Here is a 15,236-nt window from a genome sequence, read left to right as displayed (position 1 = left end):
GGCGGCAGCGCCCAGCCGATGGTCGAGGCCCAGTGCCGAGCCGAGAAGACCGCGCGCCGCAGCGCCGATCTCCAAGACTATCTCGACTGCGAGGAGGGCGACATGGCCTGCCCGCTTCCGGCCGAGTAAGCCGGCTTACAGACTGCGGATGCGCGGCCCGCTCTCGGTGTCCCGGCGTTCGCCGGCCTGAAGCAGGCGACAGACGGCGTCGAGCTGGTCGAGGTCGCGGAAAGCGAGCTGCAGCGTGCCGCCCTGGCCGGCCATCTCGATCGACACGGGCAGGCCGAGCGTCTCGGACAGGAGATCGGCGAGCGCCCGCGCGTCCGACGCCTGCGGCGCTGCCGGGGCGACCGGCGTGCGGCGACGCGGGGCGGGCTTTGGGGCAGGGGGGGCGTCCGGCCCACGCGCCAGACTTTCCGCCTCGCGCACGCTGAGGCCCTCGTCGACGATGCGCCGGGCGAAGGCTTCCGGATCGTCCTGCGCCACCGCGGTGCGCGCGGCGCCGGCCGACAGTTCGCCCCGCTGCACCATGTCCTTGACGCTGTCGGGCAGCTTCAGAAGACGCAGCGTGTTGGCGACGTGGCTGCGGCTCTTCCCCACGACGTCGGCGAGGTCGGCCTGCGTGTAGCCGTGCTCGGCGATCAGCATCTCGTAGCCGAGCGCCTCCTCGATCGGGTCGAGGTCGGCGCGCTGCACGTTCTCAATGATCGCGATCTCGAGCGACTGGCGGTCGGAGATCTCGCGCAGGACGACCGGAACGTCCTTCAGCGCCGCCGCCTTGGCGGCCCGCCAGCGGCGCTCGCCGGCCACGATCTCGAAGCCGCCCGCGCCCTCGACCCGGCGCACCAGGATCGGCTGCACCACGCCGTGCTGGCGGACCGACGCCGTCAGCTCCTCGAGTTCGGTCTCGTCGAAATGGCGGCGCGGGTTCTTCGGATTGGGACGGAGGTCCGAGGTCGGGACGCGCCGCTCGCCGACCTGGGCTTCGCGCGCCATCGCGGGCCCGGGAAACGCGCTGCCCGCCCGCGAGGGCAGGGTCGAGGAGGCCGAACCGCCGATCAGCGACGCAAGCCCGCGTCCCAGCCTTTGGCGTCCCTTGTCCTCGGTCATGCGGGGTCTCCTGGTTCAGATACGGGGGCGTCTTGCCCGAAAACGATGGGCCGGCGAACCGGACGGGTCAGGCGGCGGCGAGATCGCGCTCGCGCTGGATGACCTCGGAGGCCAGACGGATATAGGCCTGACTGCCCGGGCACTTCATGTCGTAGAGGATCGCCGGCTTGCCGAAGCTCGGCGCTTCCGAAACGCGCACGTTGCGCGGTATGATCGTCTCGTAGACGTGGTCGCCCATGTAGGAGCGCACGTCGCGCACCACCTGGCTCGCGAGATTGTTGCGCCCGTCGAACATCGTCAGCACGATCCCGTGGAGGGACAGCGCGGGATTCAAGGTGTCGCGCACCTGCTCCACCGTCTCCAGAAGCTGGCTGAGACCTTCCAGCGCGAAGAACTCGCACTGGAGCGGCACCAGGATCGCGTCGGCCGCCGCCATCGCGTTGACGGTGAGAAGGTTGAGCGAGGGCGGGCAGTCGACCAGCACGAAATCGAAGCGCGCGGTCTCCTCGACATGGAAATGCAGCGCGTCGCGCAGGCGGTAGGCGCGGCTCGCCGCGGTCGAGATCTCCATCTCGACGCCGAGAAGATCGAGCGTCGAGGGGATGACCCAGAGGTTCGGAACGGCCGTCTCCATCGCCGCATCGGTGACCGACGCGCTTTCGACGAGGACGTCGTAGGACGACACCGCGCGGTCCTCGCGATCGATGCCGAGGCCCGTCGAGGCGTTGCCCTGCGGATCGAGGTCGATCAGGAGCGTGCGCTTCCCGATGGCGGCCAGCGCCGTCGCGAGGTTGATGGCGGTCGTCGTCTTGCCGACGCCGCCCTTCTGGTTCGCAACCGTGATGACCCGCATGCGCGGGACGGAAAGCGTGTCCATCGTGTCAACTCCACCCGGGTCTGGGGAGGCCGGGTCCATGCCTTCGATTGCGGGTCGTGGATCCCTAGCGGGCCGCCAGGCGCTCGAGGCGACGGATCTCCAGGAGCACCGAGCCGTCTTCGACCGGCGAGGCATGCTTTACCATGTCGAAACGCCAATGGGCAGCGGCATCCGCGATCTCGCTCTCGTGGGTGCGCCCCTTGAGGAACCAGTAGACGGTGTCCGGCCGGGTGTGCGGTGCGACGAGCGCGAAGAGATCGTCCAGCGATGCGAGCGCGCGCGCGCTGATCGCCTCGACGGCGGAGAGCACTGCGCCGCAGTCCTCGATCCGCTCGGCATGGACCGTTGCGGGAAGCGACAGTTCGCGCGCCACCGTGCGCAGGAACGCCGCCTTCTTGGCGTTGCTCTCGACGAGATGCACCTCGCCGCCCTCGCGCTCGGCCATGAGGATGCCGAGGATCAGACCCGGCAAGCCGGCGCCCGAGCCGAGATCGGCCCAACGCGAGATACCCTTGGCGCGTTCGCCGAGCACCAGCCCGTCCTCGACGTGCCGGGTCCAAATTTCGGGGATCGTCGCGGGCGAGACGAGGTTGATGCTCTTCTGCCAGGTCCGCAGTAGGGCGACGTAGGCGTCGAGCCGTTCCCCTGTTTCACGTGAAACAGCGTGGCGCGAGAGGACGAGCGCGCGCTCCTCGGCAAGCTTCGCCTCCGTCGCGGCCTTGCCCATCTTGGGCTTGGGCGCCGGACGCTTTACGTCCGCGGGCTTGCGGGGCGGCGGGCCCCGTCGGTCACGCGGCGCGGGCAAGGTCTTGCTTTCGAAGGGCGACGAGAAGGAGGGCGAGAGCGGTCGGGGTCATGCCGTCGATGCGTTCCGCCTCGGCAAGGCTCGCCGGCCTACGCTCCACGAGCTTCTGGCGAAGTTCGTTAGACAGGCCCTTGATCCCATCGAAATCGAACCCCGCCGGAAAGACCTTCGCCTCGTCGCGCTTCAGCTGCATCTGGTCGCGGCGCTGGCGGTCGAGATAGACGTTATAGCCGGCCTCGATCTCGATCCGGTCACGAACCGACCCTTGGATCGCCTGGAGTTCCGGCCAGACCCTGGTCAGATCGTCGAAACCGATGTCGGCGTGGGAGAGCAGCACCCAGGCCGAGCGGGTGCGCCCGTCCTGATTCACCGGCAGACCCTGCCGAGCTGCCTCGCTGCTCGTCAGGGTCAGCCCTTCCAGCGTGGTGCGCGCGGCGCCGAGCGCCGCCTCGCTGGCCGTGAACGCCGCGCGGCGCTCCCCGTCGGCCAGTCCCCATTCGATGCCGAGCGGGGTCAGGCGGCGGTCGGCGTTGTCGGCGCGAAGGCTCAAGCGGAACTCGGCGCGGCTCGTGAACATGCGATAGGGCTCGGTGACGCCGGTGCGCGTCAGGTCGTCGACCATCACACCGAGATAGGCGTCGGCGCGATCGACGACGACGGGCTCCGCCCCGCCGGCGCGCCGCGCCGCGTTGAGGCCCGCCAGCAACCCCTGCGCCGCCGCCTCCTCGTAGCCGGTGGTGCCGTTGATCTGACCGGCGAGAAACAGGCCGCGTGCAGCGCGCACCTCCAGCGCCCGTGTCAGTTCGCGCGGGTCGACATGGTCGTATTCGATGGCATAGCCGGGTTTCAGCACCTCGACCTTTTCCAACCCCGGCAGCGAGCGCAGGAACGCCTCCTGCACGTATGCCGGCAGCGAGGTCGACAGGCCGTTGGGATAGACGGTCGCGTCGTCGAGGCCTTCCGGCTCGAGGAAGACCTGATGGCCGTCGCGGTCGCCGAACTTGACGATCTTGTCCTCGATCGACGGGCAGTAGCGCGGGCCGACGCCCTCGATCTCGCCGGAATAGAGCGCCGAGCGATGGAGATTGTCGCGGATGATGCGGTGCGTCTCCGGCGTCGTGCGGGTGATGCCGCAGTCGATCTGCGGGTTCGCGATCACGGTCGTCAGGTAGGAGAACGGGTAGGGCTCAGCGTCGGGGCCCTGCCGGTCGAGCGAGGCCCAGTCGATCGTCGTGCCGTCGAGCCGCGCCGGCGTGCCCGTCTTCAGGCGGCCGAGGCGGAGCCCCAAGCGGCGCAGCGTGGCGGAGAGGCCAAGCGACGGCTTCTCACCGACGCGGCCCGCCGGGATCTTCTCCGTCCCGATATGGATGAGACCGTTGAGGAACGTGCCGGTGGTCAGCACCGCCGCGCCGCAGGCGATGCGGCGACCATCGTCGAGGATCACGGCTGCAACGCGCCCGGCCGCATCGAGTTCGAGATCGAAGGCGTCGCCCTCGACGACCGACAGCCCGTCCTGCGCCCACACGGCGGCGTGGACCGCCGCCTTGTAGAGCTTGCGGTCGGCCTGCGTGCGGGGCCCACGTACCGCCGGGCCCTTGCGCCGGTTGAGCAAGCGAAACTGGATGCCGCCGCGGTCCGCCGCCCGACCCATGACGCCGCCGAGCGCATCGATCTCGCGCACGAGGTGGCCCTTGCCGATCCCGCCGATCGCGGGGTTGCAGCTCATGGCGCCGACGGTCTCGAAGGCATGCGTCAGGAGGATCGTTGCCGCGCCCGCCCGCGCGGCGGCGCACGCCGCCTCGACGCCGGCATGGCCGCCGCCGATCACCACGACGTCGGCGGAAACATCCATTGGTTTCTGTGTCATGAGATGGGTTAAGCCGCAGCGGACGAAGACTGTCAATCGAGGCCGGTCAGGCTGCCCTCGCCAGCCCACCCGTTCGTCGCCTGGCATGGCTGTTCTCCACCCGCGCCGCCGACCTCATTTCCCGATGCAGAATTCGCCGAAGATCACACCGAGAAGGTCCTCGACCCCGGTGCGGCCGGTGAGGCTCCCCAGACGGTCGGCGGCAAGGCGCAGCGTTTCGGCGGCGACCTCCGGTGGCTGGTGCTCGGGATCGTAGGCCTCCAGCCATTCCAGCGTGCCGGCGATGATCTCGCGATGGCGCAGGCGCGTCGGCACCACCTGCGTTGGATCGCCTGCTTTGGCACGCGCGGCCGCGGTGATCCGATCGAGAAGCTCGCCGATTCCACGGCCATCGTGCACGGAAACCGCCAAGTTCGAGTTTGCCGGCAAACCTTCAGCTACGAGATCGGACTTGGTACGAACGTGGAGGATCGGAGCGTGGGTCTCCAATGCCACCTCGTCGCCGTCCGCCGCGACGAGGTGGAGCACGAGATCCGCCTCGTCCAACGCCCGGCGCGCCCGCTCGACACCGATCGCCTCCACGACGTCGCCCGTCTCGCGCAGGCCTGCCGTGTCGGACAGGCGTACCGGAATGCCGGCGAGGTCGAGCCGCACTTCGATGACGTCGCGCGTCGTGCCGGGGATTGCCGAGACGATCGCGACGTCCCGCTCGGCCAGCGCATTGAGGAGGCTGGACTTGCCGGCATTCGGTGCCCCCGCGATCACAACGTGGAAGCCGTCGCGCCAGATCTCGCCGCGACGCGCGCCGGAGAGGCTCTTGCGCATCTCGGCGGCAAGGCGCCGCACCTCGGCCGAGACGCCGGCCGAGACATCGTCCGCGACGTCGCCCTCGTCGGAGAAGTCGAACGCCGCCTCGATCAGCGCCCGCGCTCGCAGGAGCCGCCGCATCCAACCGTCGGCGAGCTGGCGCATGCCGCCCTCGGCCTGGGCGAGCGCCTGGGCGCGCTGGCCCTCGGTCTCGGCGGCGAGGAGATCGGCGAGCCCTTCGGCTTCCGTCAGATCGATCCGGCCGTTCTCGAAGGCGCGGCGGGTGAACTCGCCGGCCTCGGCGAGGCGAATGCCGGGCAGGGCGCAGAGCGCGGCGAGCATGGCGCCGGCAACCGCCCGTCCGCCATGGACATGGAACTCGGCGAGATCCTCGCCCGAGACCGAACCCGGCGCCGGAAAGAACAGGAGGAGCCCGCGATCGATCGGGGCACCCGTGCCGTCGCGAAAGGTTCGCAAGGAGGCTCGGCGCGGCTCCGGCACGCCGCCGGCGATCCGCTCCATCGCCAGCCGCGCCTGCGGCCCGCTGACCCGCAGCACCGCGATCCCCGCCGGCAGCGCGCCGGAGGAGAGGGCGGCGATCGTGTCGTCGAAGCTCACCGGACCGCGATCACGTCGGCGTCGCAGGCGATGCGAAGCGCGTCCGGCACGGTCTCGAAGACGTGGAACGGCGTGCCCGCCGCCGCCCAGACGAAGGGGAAAGCCAGGAGGTCGCGGTCCATGAAGGTGCGCAAGGGGCGCGGGGCGCCGAGCGGCGCGACGCCGCCGATCGCAAAGCCGGTCACGTCCCGCACGAAGTCGGCGTCCGCCCGGCCGAGCGCCTCGCCGACGACTTGCGCGACCGCCTTCTCGTCCACCCGGTTGGCCCCGGACACGAGAAGGAGATAGGGCTCGCCCGTCTCCTTGCCCCGGAACACGAGGCTTTTCACGATCTGCCCGACGGCGACCGAGACGGCGCTCGCCGCTTCCTCCGCGGTGCGCGCGATGGTCTCGGTTTCCACGACGCGGATGGGCAGGCTTTTGGCGAGCGCCGCGATCTCCACGCGCCGCACGGCATCGGGTCGGGTCGGATGATCGGACATGGCGGCGCGGCCTCGGGCTGGTAGCGTCGTCTCCGGCTCTAGCGCATCACGGCGCGCGATCCCACGAAAAAGGCCGCCGTGTCGCCACGGCGGCCCTTCGATGCGGGACGGCTTGGAAAGCCTTACGTGTTCATCGAATCGAAGAAGTCGGTGTTCGACTTCGTCTGCTTCAGCTTGTCGTTGAGGAACTCGATCGCGTCGGTCGTGCCCATGGGCGCGAGGATGCGGCGCAGGACGAAGATCTTCTGCAGGTCCTGGCGCGGCACGAGGAGGTCCTCCTTGCGCGTGCCGGACTTGAGGATGTCCATCGCCGGGAAGATGCGCTTGTCGGCGACCTTGCGGTCGAGCACGAGCTCGGAATTGCCGGTGCCCTTGAACTCCTCGAAGATTACCTCGTCCATGCGCGAGCCGGTGTCGATGAGGGCCGTCGCGATGATCGTCAGCGAGCCGCCTTCCTCGATGTTGCGCGCGGCGCCGAAGAAGCGCTTGGGGCGCTGGAGGGCGTTGGCGTCGACACCGCCGGTCAGGACCTTGCCGGAGGAGGGGACCACCGTGTTGTAGGCGCGGCCGAGGCGGGTGATCGAGTCGAGAAGAATGACGACGTCGCGCCCATGCTCGACGAGGCGCTTAGCCTTCTCGATCACCATTTCGGCGACCTGCACGTGGCGCGTCGCCGGCTCGTCGAAGGTGGAGGAGACGACCTCGCCCTTCACCGAGCGCTGCATGTCGGTGACTTCCTCGGGGCGCTCGTCGATGAGCAGGACGATGAGGTAGCATTCCGGGTGGTTGGCGGTGATCGAGTGCGCGATGTTCTGCAGGAGCACCGTCTTGCCGGTGCGCGGCGGGGCGACGATCAGCGCGCGCTGGCCCTTGCCGAGCGGGGCGACGAGATCGATGACGCGGGCCGAGAGGTCCTTCTTGGTGGAGTCCGCGAACTCCATCTTGAAGCGCTCGTTCGGGTAGAGCGGCGTCAGGTTGTCGAAGTGGCTCTTGTGCTTGATCTTCTCCGGGTCGTCGAAGTTGATCGTGTTGACCTTCATGAGCGCGAAGTAGCGCTCGCCATCCTTCGGCGAGCGGATCGTGCCCTCGACCGTGTCGCCGGTCTTCAGCGAGAAGCGGCGCAGTTGGGACGGCGAGATGTAGATGTCGTCGGGGCCGGGCAGGTAGTTGGCCTCCGGCGAGCGCAGGAAGCCGAAGCCGTCCTGCAGCACCTCGACGACGCCCTCGCCGATGATCTCGACGTCCTGCGCGGCGAGGCGCTTCAGGATGGCGAAGAGGAGCTCCTGCTTGCGCAGGACCGAGGCGTTCTCGACCTCGTTCTCCTCGGCGAAGGCGACGAGTTCGGCGGCGTTCTTGTTCTTGAGGTCCTGGAGTTTGATCTCGGACATGTCAAATGGGCTCCAACCCCATCCGGACCTTCGAGGGGTCGCGCGGCACGGGGGCGTCAACGATCGGGGAAAGGGTCAGGCCGGAACGAGGATGGACATGTTCGGCTGAAAGGGCGGGATCGCAGGCATGGCTGCGTCGCGCCGGAGGCGGGATACGCGTTCAGTCTATAATGCCGCAGGCGCGCCAGCGCAAGCGGGCTTCGTTCAGCCGCCGCCGATCGGCACCGCGGGTCCGAGGGAAAGCTGGCTGAGCGCGTCGTCCACCACGGCCTCCGGCGCCGCCTCGACCGGCACCCGCACGCCGTCCTCGTTCGGCTGCAGCGGCTCGAAGTCGGCATATTGCGAGGCGAGCAGCGAGGGCGGCATGTAATGCCCCTTCCGCTTCTCCATGCGCTCGCGGATCAGCGCCTCGTCGCCATTCAGCTCCACGAAGCGCACCCGCGCTGCCGCGCCGCGCAACACGTCGCGATAGCGCCGCTTCAGCGCCGAGCAGGTGATCACGGTGGAGCGTCCGGCCACCGCCTCGTCCGACACCCAGTCGCGGATCGCCACGAGCCACGGCGCCCGGTCCTCGTCGTTCAGGGGAATGCCGGCCGACATCTTGTCGATGTTGGCTTTCGGGTGAAACTCGTCGGCCTCGGCAAAGCGCCAGCCGAGCCTTGCCGCTAGTCCCTTGGCCGTCGTCGTCTTGCCGGTGCCCGACGGGCCCATGACGACGAGGCAGACGGGGCGGTCGGGGGCGTCGGACACGGGAACCTCGGCTCCGTCGGGTTTCAGGTCCGCGATAGATCGCACCGGCGCGGCGAAAGGCAAGCGGCGATCAGAACGGCTTCACCACCACGAGGATCACGATCACCACCATGAGGAGCGCCGGCACCTCGTTCATGATCCGCCAATGCCGGCTCGACCTGGTGATCTCGTCGCGCTCCAGCCGCTTGCGCGAGGCCGACAGGTAGCCGTGGACGCCCGACAGGAGCACCACGAACAGGAGCTTGGCGTGCAGCCAGCCGCCCCGGAACTGGAACACCTCGATCGCCAGCCACAAGCCCGCCACCCAGGTCACGACCATCGCCGGGTTGATGATGCCGCGCATCAGGCGCCGCTCCATCACCTTGAACGTCTCGGCCTCGCGCGATCCCGCCCCCGCCTCGGTGTGGTAGACGAAGAGACGCGGCAGATAGAGCATCCCCGCCATCCACGAGATCACCGCGAGGATGTGCAGGCTCTTCACCCAGAGCTGCGCCTCGAGCGGCACCAGCCCGAACAGGAGGACCGCCAGCACCACCCCGCCGGCCAGCGCGTAGAGCAGCGAACGGTCCTTCGCGACGGGCTTGGGCGAAACGGTCATGGCATCCTCCGGCAGGGCACCCCGCCTGCCTAGTCGAGAACCGCACCGAACGGAAGCGGCGGGGTGCCGGGATGGCGGGGCTGCTGCCCCGATCCCCGCTCGGGAAGGAATTCCCGAACCCTTCTTTTCGTTCGGGACTTTTCCGAAGGTCGGGAGGGCCGCTGGCCCTCCCGACCTTCGGACACATCGCGAAACAAGGAGGGGTCCAGGGGAAATCATTTCCCCTGGCGGGGCCGGGGGCGGCGCCCCCGTCTTCCCTCACCCCCGCCGCACCCGCTCGACGAGGTGCTCGACATGGGCGATCGGCGCGTCGGGCGTAATGCCGTGGCCGAGGTTGAAGATCAGCGGGCCGTGGCCGAGGCTCTGGAGGATGGCGTCGATGCCCTCGTCCAGCGCGCGGCCGCCAGCGATGAGGCGCAAGGGATCGAGGTTGCCCTGGACGGGTCCCGTCTTCTGGAGGTCGGCGGCGAAGGAGAAGGGGACGGACCAGTCGAGGCCGACGGCGTCGACGCCCGTGCCCTCGCGATAGGCGGGCAGGAGCGGTCCGGCGCCCTTGGGGAAGCCGATGATGCGGGCGTGCGGCACGGCGGCGCGCACGCGCTCGACGATGCGGCGGGTGGGTCCGATCGAGAAGCGATGGAAGGACAGTTCGTCGAGGACGCCCGCCCAGGAATCGAAGATCTGGACGCAGTCGGCCCCGGCCTGCAGCTGGCGGATCAGATACTCGGCGCTCATCTCGGCGAGGAGCTCCAGAAGCTCGTCCATGGCCTCCGGGTGCTGGTAGGCGAAGCGGCGCGCCGGACCCTGGTCGGACGTGCCGTGGCCGGCGATCATGTAGGTCGCCACCGTCCAGGGCGCCCCGCAGAAGCCGATGAGGGTGGTCTCGTCAGGCAGTTCGGCGCGCAGGCGCGCGACGGTCGCGATCACGGGCGCGAGGTGGGTCTCGGCATTGGTCGGGTCGAGGCCGGCGATCTCGTGCGGCGCGATCGGATCCATCTGCGGACCCTCGCCTTGCACGAAACGAACGTTGCGCCGCAGGGCGTCGGGGATCACGAGGATATCGGAGAAGAGGATCGCCGCGTCGAAGCCGAAGCGGCGGATCGGCTGCAGCGTCACCTCGGTGGCAAAATCCGGATTGTAGCAGAGGTCGAGGAAGCCGCCGGCCCGCGCCCGCGTCTCGCGATATTCGGGCAGGTATCGTCCGGCCTGACGCATCAGCCAGATCGGGGGCGGGAACACGGTCTCGCCGGCGAGAACGCGCAGGAGCTTGCGCTCTGGCATGGGACACCTTTCGGGAAGCGGCACGGGCGAGGCGAGGGATGCCCGGCGCGAGGCCCCGCGTCCAGTCTCTTTCGAGACCGGCCCGTGGCCCGGCGCCGATGGCTCGTCAGATAGCCCGGAGGGTTTTCCCGTCCGCCCCTCTTAGAAAAGAAATCCATGAATCTGAGATTCTGATTCTATGAGTCGGTGGATCACGGGAATTCACAGGGGCGAAACGAAGCGCCGCAAAGAGGGGTTCGGCGCAGCTGGCGGTGCGCGGGGGCGAAGCGGCCGCCGCATCAGGCGTTTGGCAGGCGAAGAAGCCGGGGAGCGGAAAAGAGCGTCCCCGAAATTCACAAGCGCCGGACCACAGCCCCGGAGCGCTCGTGAACTGTGGATGACGGCGGAGTTTTCAAAAGGGGCGAAATCGCTTGCCAGAGCGGCGTGCCGCCGGTCCCCTGATTCCCACAGAGGGCCGACAATTGCGGGGGCCGCCCGAGCTTTCGCTGGACGGGCGGGGAAGAATCGAGTCCCGCTTCGCGCAGCCGCTTCCCGCGTTTCGCGGGCTCTAATAAACAAGCGCTGTTTGAACAAAGATTTAAGGACGCGCGGCAAGGCGCGGGAAAGGATGCCGGCATGAATCGCGATCTCGTCCTGGCCTCGGGCAGCCGCCACCGGCAGGCGCTGCTGACGCAAGCCGGCATCACGGCGGAGGCCGATCCCTCGACGCTGGACGAGCGGCTGGTCGAAGCGCCGCTGCTGGATTCCGGCGCGACGCCCGACGAGGTGGCGCTGGTGCTGGCCGAGGCGAAGGCGGTCGACGTGTCCGAGCGGCGCCCCGGGGCGCTTGTGATCGGGGCCGACCAGGTCCTGTCGATCGGCGACGAGGTGCTGCACAAGCCAGCCGACATGGAGGCCGCGCGTCGCACCCTCCTGAAGCTGTCGGGCCGCACGCATCATCTCGACAGCGCCGTGGTGCTGGCCGAAGGGGGCACGGCGGTCTGGCGGCATGTCTCGCGCGCCTCGATCACCTTCCGCGACCTCGCGCCGGCCGAGATCGGGCGCTACCTCGCCGCCGCCGGCGACGGGGTGCTGACAAGCGTCGGCGCCTATCAGGTGGAAGGGCGCGGCCTGCAGCTGATGGAGCGGATCGAGGGCGACCTCTTCACCATCATCGGCCTGCCCATGCTGCCGCTGATCCGGGAGCTGCGGGCGCGGGGCGCGCTCGATGCGTGAGGCCCCCCGCGCCTTCGTCACCGGCTGGCCGATCTCCCATTCCCGCTCGCCGCTGATCCACGGGACCTGGCTTCGTGACTTGCGGATCCCGGGCTCGTACGAGCGGATCGCCGTGCCGCCGGAGGATTTCTCGGGCTTTCTCGACCGGCTGCAGGGCGAGGGCTTTGTGGGCGGCAACGTCACCATTCCCCACAAGGAGGCTGCGTTCGCCGCCGCCGCGCGGCTCGACGGGGCGGCGGAGGCCATCGGCGCGGTCAACACGCTCTGGTTCGAGGACGGCCGTCTGACCGGCGGAAACACCGACGCCTACGGCTTCTCCGCCAATCTCGACGAGCGCCTCGGCGGCTGGCGCGAGGCGCAAACCGCCGTGGTGCTGGGCGCCGGCGGCGCGGCGCGCGCCGTGGTGCATGCGCTGCGCGAAGCCGGGATCGCCCGCATCACCATCCTCAATCGGACGCGCGCGCGCGCCGAGCGTCTGGCGGAGGCCTTCCGGGCCGAGGCGGGCGGCGAGGACGACTTTTCCGTGCTCGCCCGGTCCTGCGACCTCGTGGTCAACACGCGGCCCGCCGATCCGGAGGGCCTCCGTGAGGCCGATGTCCGCGCGATCGAGGCGCTGCCGGAGGGCGCCCTCGTCACCGACATCGTCTATGTCCCGCTGGCGACGCCGATCCTTCAGGCGGCCTCCGCGCGCGGCCTTCGCACCGCCGACGGGCTCGGCATGCTCCTGCACCAGGCGGTGCCGGGCTTCGAGCGCTGGTTCGGGCGGCGGCCCGCCGTCGAGGAGGCGCTGCGTGCGGCCGTGATCGCCGACATCGAGGCGACCGCGTGAAGGTCCTCGGCCTCACCGGCTCGATCGGCATGGGCAAGTCGACGACGGCCGAGATGTTCCAAGCGCTCGGCGTGCCCGTCCATTCCGCCGACGCCACTGTCCACCGCCTCTATGCCGGACGCGCCGCGCCGCTGGTGGAGGCGCGCTTTCCCGGCACGGTGCGGGACGGCGTCGTCGACCGCGCGGCGCTCGGCGCCCGCGTCCTCGGCGACAAGCCGGCCCTTGCCTCGCTCGAGGCGATCATCCACCCGCTGGTGCGCGAGGAGGAGCAGGCGTTCCTCGATGGCGCGCGCGAGGCGGGGGCGCCGCTCGTGGTTCTCGACATCCCCCTCCTTTTCGAGACCGGCGGCGAGGGGCGGGTCGATGCCGTCCTCGTCGTCACTGCGCCGGCGGAGGTCCAGCGCGCGCGCGTCCTCGCACGCCCCGGCATGACGGCCGAGCGGTTCGAGGCGATCCTCGCCAGCCAGATGCCGGACGCCGACAAGCGGCGCTGCGCCGATGTCGTGATCGACACGGGCCGGGGGCTGGAGGCCGCGCGGGAGGCGGTGCGGCGGATCGTCGAGCGGTTCGGAGCGCTGCCCGAGACTTGAGGCTTGCACGCGGACGCCGCCTGTCCGACATGGAGAGGGGAGAGCCCCGAGGGAAATTCCATGCGCGAGATCGTCTTCGACACCGAAACCACCGGGCTCGACTTCGCCGAGGACCGGGTGATCGAGATCGGCGGCATCGAGCTGTGGAACCATATCCCGACGGGGCGCGAGTTCCACTGCTTCATCCGCCCGCAGGGGCGGAAGGTGGATCCCGGTGCCTTCGACATCCACGGCATCTCCGACGACTTCCTGAAGGACAAGCCGGTCTTCGCCGAGGTGGTGGACGACGTCCTCGCCTTCTTCGACGACGCCCGGCTGATCGCGCACAACGGCACGTTCGACATGCGCTTCATCAATGCCGAGCTCGCGCGCCTCGACCGGCCGCCGATCCCGGCCGACCGCCTGATCGACACCCTGACCATGGCGCGGCGCAAGTTTCCGATGGCGCCCGCGACGCTCGACGCGCTCTGCTCGCGCTTCTCGATCGACACCTCGAAGCGCAACAAGCACGGCGCGCTGGTCGATAGCGAGCTTCTCGCGCAGGTCTATATCGAGCTGATCGGCGGCCGGCAGTCGGCGCTGCGCCTCGTCACCGAGGACGAGGCGCGGGCGAACGAGGGCGGCGAGGGCGGGGCGCGCCGTGCGCTGCCGCCGCGCCCCGTGCCGCTCGGATCCCGCCTGACGGCCGCCGAGGACGAGGCCCACCGCGCCTTCGTCTCGGGGCTCGGCGACGCGCCCTTGTGGCGGCGCGTCGAAGGCTACGACAGCTGACGATCGCGCGCCTGTTCAGGGAGGCGCGGAGCTTCTAGAAGCGGCGGCATGGATGCGCCGCTTCTCCCGTTTCGCCATTTCCTTCTCGGTCTCGCGGTGGTCGCCGTCTGGGGCACCAACTTCGTGGTGATCCACGAGGGGCTGAAGCATCTGCCGCCGCTCCTCTTCGCGGCGCTCCGCTTCCTGTTCGCGGCCCTGCCCGGCATCCTCCTGTTTCCCCGCCCGCGTGTGCCCTGGAGCCATCTCGCCGCCTACGGCGTCCTGATCGGCACCGGCCAGTTCGGTCTCCTGTTCATCGCCATGAACGGCCTCATCTCGCCGGGGCTCGCGTCGCTCGTCATCCAAAGCCAGGTCTTCTTCACGATCGCGCTGGCGATGCGCCTGTCGGGCGAGACGATACGCCCGTTCCAGTGGGTGGCGCTCGGCCTCGGGCTCGCCGGCCTTGGGGTGATCCTGACGCACACCGACGGCACCACGACGCCGCTCGGCCTCGCGCTGGTGCTGGTGGCGGCGCTGTCCTGGGCGGGCGGCAACATCGTCGCGCGCCACAGCCGCGTCACCAACATGCTGCCCTACGTCATCTGGGGCAGCGTCTTCTCGGCGCCGCCGCTCTTTGCCCTGTCCTTCATGCTGGAGGGCTGGGACGCGATCCGTGCCGGGCTCGCGCAGGCCGACGCCGTGACCTGGGCCGCCGTCCTCTGGCAGACCGTCGGCAACACGATGTTCGGCTATGCCGCCTGGGGCTGGCTCCTGTCGCGCCATCCGGCCGCGCTGGTCACGCCGATGGCGCTCCTCGTGCCGCTGTTCGGCATGGGCGCCTCGGCGCTTCTCCTCGGCGAGCCGCTGCCGATGTGGAAGATCGCGGCGGCGCTCCTCGTCATGTCCGGCCTCGTGCTCGGCCTTCTCTATCCGCGCTGGCAGCGCCGCCTGACGAAAAAGGGCGCCGCCGGTGTCCCGGGCGCCCCTGATCGATGCTTCGGCAAGCTGCTGTCAGATGACCGGCTGGACCTGCGCCTTCGTGCGCTCCTCGGCGAGGCGCTGCGTGAAGAGCGCCGCGAAATCGATAGGGTCGATCATCAGCGGCGGGAAGCCGGCATTGCGCGTCACGTCGGCGACGATCTGCCGCGCGAACGGGAACAGAAGGCGCGGGCACTCGATGAAGAGGACCGGCAGCATGTGCTCCTGCGGGAAGCCCTCGAGGCGGAACACGCCGCCGTATTCGAGTTCCACGTGAAACAGCGTGTCGGC

The 15,236-nt window shown here is 69.6% G+C and carries 15 protein-coding genes and 1 pseudogene; 5 read left to right on the top strand and 11 right to left on the bottom strand.

The features are described from left to right. Positions 1 to 135 precede the first annotated feature (135 nt). The 10 genes from QZ753_RS10850 to hemE form a co-directional block, all read right to left on the bottom strand. Positions 136 to 1,110: a ParB/RepB/Spo0J family partition protein gene (locus QZ753_RS10850; protein WP_294643621.1), complete on the bottom strand. Its 975-nt coding sequence runs from the start codon at positions 1,108 to 1,110 to the stop codon at positions 136 to 138. A 67-nt stretch (positions 1,111 to 1,177) separates the two neighbouring features. Beyond that, complete coding sequence (locus tag QZ753_RS10845; protein ID WP_294643619.1) at positions 1,178 to 1,987, bottom strand: ParA family protein; 810 nt, start codon at positions 1,985 to 1,987, stop codon at positions 1,178 to 1,180. Positions 1,988 to 2,051: 64 nt separating this feature from the next. Then, positions 2,052 to 2,714 carry a 16S rRNA (guanine(527)-N(7))-methyltransferase RsmG gene (gene rsmG, locus QZ753_RS10840; RefSeq protein ID WP_294643616.1) on the bottom strand — a complete coding sequence of 221 codons (663 nt, stop codon included), beginning with the start codon at positions 2,712 to 2,714 and terminating at the stop codon, positions 2,052 to 2,054. A gap of 61 nt (positions 2,715 to 2,775) precedes the next feature. Continuing rightward, entirely contained in the window at positions 2,776 to 4,644 is a 1,869-nt protein-coding gene (mnmG, locus tag QZ753_RS10835; protein ID WP_294643614.1) for a tRNA uridine-5-carboxymethylaminomethyl(34) synthesis enzyme MnmG, read from the bottom strand. A gap of 129 nt (positions 4,645 to 4,773) precedes the next feature. Beyond that, positions 4,774 to 6,084: a tRNA uridine-5-carboxymethylaminomethyl(34) synthesis GTPase MnmE gene (gene mnmE, locus QZ753_RS10830; RefSeq protein WP_294643612.1), complete on the bottom strand. Its 1,311-nt coding sequence runs from the start codon at positions 6,082 to 6,084 to the stop codon at positions 4,774 to 4,776. Further along, positions 6,081 to 6,566, bottom strand: a complete 486-nt coding sequence (locus QZ753_RS10825; protein ID WP_294643610.1) for a YbaK/EbsC family protein — start codon at positions 6,564 to 6,566, stop codon at positions 6,081 to 6,083. The genes mnmE and QZ753_RS10825 overlap by 4 nt, the downstream gene beginning before the upstream one ends. 122 nt (positions 6,567 to 6,688) lie before the next feature. Beyond that, complete coding sequence (rho, locus tag QZ753_RS10820; protein ID WP_055885966.1) at positions 6,689 to 7,954, bottom strand: transcription termination factor Rho; 1,266 nt, start codon at positions 7,952 to 7,954, stop codon at positions 6,689 to 6,691. 204 nt (positions 7,955 to 8,158) lie between these two features. Then, positions 8,159 to 8,704 (bottom strand): gluconokinase, encoded by a 546-nt coding sequence (locus QZ753_RS10815; RefSeq protein WP_367171506.1) that lies wholly within the window; start codon positions 8,702 to 8,704, stop codon positions 8,159 to 8,161. Positions 8,705 to 8,774: 70 nt separating this feature from the next. Beyond that, complete coding sequence (gene hemJ / locus QZ753_RS10810; RefSeq protein WP_090965103.1) at positions 8,775 to 9,302, bottom strand: protoporphyrinogen oxidase HemJ; 528 nt, start codon at positions 9,300 to 9,302, stop codon at positions 8,775 to 8,777. Positions 9,303 to 9,560: 258 nt separating this feature from the next. Further along, the gene (hemE, locus tag QZ753_RS10805; RefSeq protein WP_294643605.1) at positions 9,561 to 10,583 is read right to left on the bottom strand and encodes a uroporphyrinogen decarboxylase; all 1,023 of its coding nucleotides are present in this window, start codon (positions 10,581 to 10,583) and stop codon (positions 9,561 to 9,563) included. A 615-nt stretch (positions 10,584 to 11,198) separates the two neighbouring features. On the opposite strand from hemE, the gene QZ753_RS10800 reads away from it, so the two are divergent. The 5 genes and pseudogenes from QZ753_RS10800 to QZ753_RS10780 form a co-directional block, all read left to right on the top strand. Next, positions 11,199 to 11,798: a Maf-like protein gene (locus QZ753_RS10800; protein WP_294643602.1), complete on the top strand. Its 600-nt coding sequence runs from the start codon at positions 11,199 to 11,201 to the stop codon at positions 11,796 to 11,798. Beyond that, positions 11,791 to 12,627 (top strand): shikimate dehydrogenase, encoded by an 837-nt coding sequence (locus QZ753_RS10795; RefSeq protein ID WP_294643600.1) that lies wholly within the window; start codon positions 11,791 to 11,793, stop codon positions 12,625 to 12,627. Before QZ753_RS10800 ends, QZ753_RS10795 begins: the two co-directional genes overlap by 8 nt. After that, positions 12,624 to 13,217, top strand: coding sequence for a dephospho-CoA kinase (gene coaE / locus QZ753_RS10790; protein WP_294643599.1), 594 nt, complete (start codon positions 12,624 to 12,626; stop codon positions 13,215 to 13,217). The genes QZ753_RS10795 and coaE overlap by 4 nt, the downstream gene beginning before the upstream one ends. 60 nt (positions 13,218 to 13,277) lie before the next feature. Next, positions 13,278 to 13,988, top strand: coding sequence for a DNA polymerase III subunit epsilon (gene dnaQ, locus QZ753_RS10785; protein WP_294643597.1), 711 nt, complete (start codon positions 13,278 to 13,280; stop codon positions 13,986 to 13,988). A 48-nt stretch (positions 13,989 to 14,036) separates the two neighbouring features. Then, positions 14,037 to 14,873: pseudogene (locus tag QZ753_RS10780) on the top strand (EamA family transporter); the annotation flags it as partial. 105 nt (positions 14,874 to 14,978) lie between these two features. Here QZ753_RS10780 and QZ753_RS10775 read toward each other — a convergent pair. Further along, a partial coding sequence (locus QZ753_RS10775) for a protein-export chaperone SecB (protein ID WP_294643623.1) occupies positions 14,979 to 15,236 on the bottom strand: 258 nt, incomplete at its 5' end.

The organism is uncultured Aureimonas sp. (genome assembly GCF_913775355.1).
Classification (GTDB): domain Bacteria; phylum Pseudomonadota; class Alphaproteobacteria; order Rhizobiales; family Rhizobiaceae; genus Aureimonas.
The sequence above is the reverse complement of the archived record's forward strand: the minus strand, read 5'-3'. Positions and strand labels throughout refer to the sequence as shown.

Bases quoted from the DNA above. Each gene is read 5' to 3' on its own strand.
- QZ753_RS10800 (WP_294643602.1), top strand. From the start codon at position 11,199: ATGAATCGCGATCTCGTCCTGGCCTCGGGCAGCCGCCACCGGCAGGCG.
- QZ753_RS10845 (WP_294643619.1), bottom strand. From the start codon at position 1,987: ATGGACACGCTTTCCGTCCCGCGCATGCGGGTCATCACGGTTGCGAAC.
- hemJ (WP_090965103.1), bottom strand. From the start codon at position 9,302: ATGACCGTTTCGCCCAAGCCCGTCGCGAAGGACCGTTCGCTGCTCTAC.
- rho (WP_055885966.1), bottom strand. From the start codon at position 7,954: ATGTCCGAGATCAAACTCCAGGACCTCAAGAACAAGAACGCCGCCGAA.
- mnmG (WP_294643614.1), bottom strand. From the start codon at position 4,644: ATGGATGTTTCCGCCGACGTCGTGGTGATCGGCGGCGGCCATGCCGGC.
- hemE (WP_294643605.1), bottom strand. From the start codon at position 10,583: ATGCCAGAGCGCAAGCTCCTGCGCGTTCTCGCCGGCGAGACCGTGTTC.
- QZ753_RS10850 (WP_294643621.1), bottom strand. From the start codon at position 1,110: ATGACCGAGGACAAGGGACGCCAAAGGCTGGGACGCGGGCTTGCGTCG.
- QZ753_RS10795 (WP_294643600.1), top strand. From the start codon at position 11,791: ATGCGTGAGGCCCCCCGCGCCTTCGTCACCGGCTGGCCGATCTCCCAT.
- QZ753_RS10825 (WP_294643610.1), bottom strand. From the start codon at position 6,566: ATGTCCGATCATCCGACCCGACCCGATGCCGTGCGGCGCGTGGAGATC.
- rsmG (WP_294643616.1), bottom strand. From the start codon at position 2,714: ATGGGCAAGGCCGCGACGGAGGCGAAGCTTGCCGAGGAGCGCGCGCTC.
- dnaQ (WP_294643597.1), top strand. From the start codon at position 13,278: ATGCGCGAGATCGTCTTCGACACCGAAACCACCGGGCTCGACTTCGCC.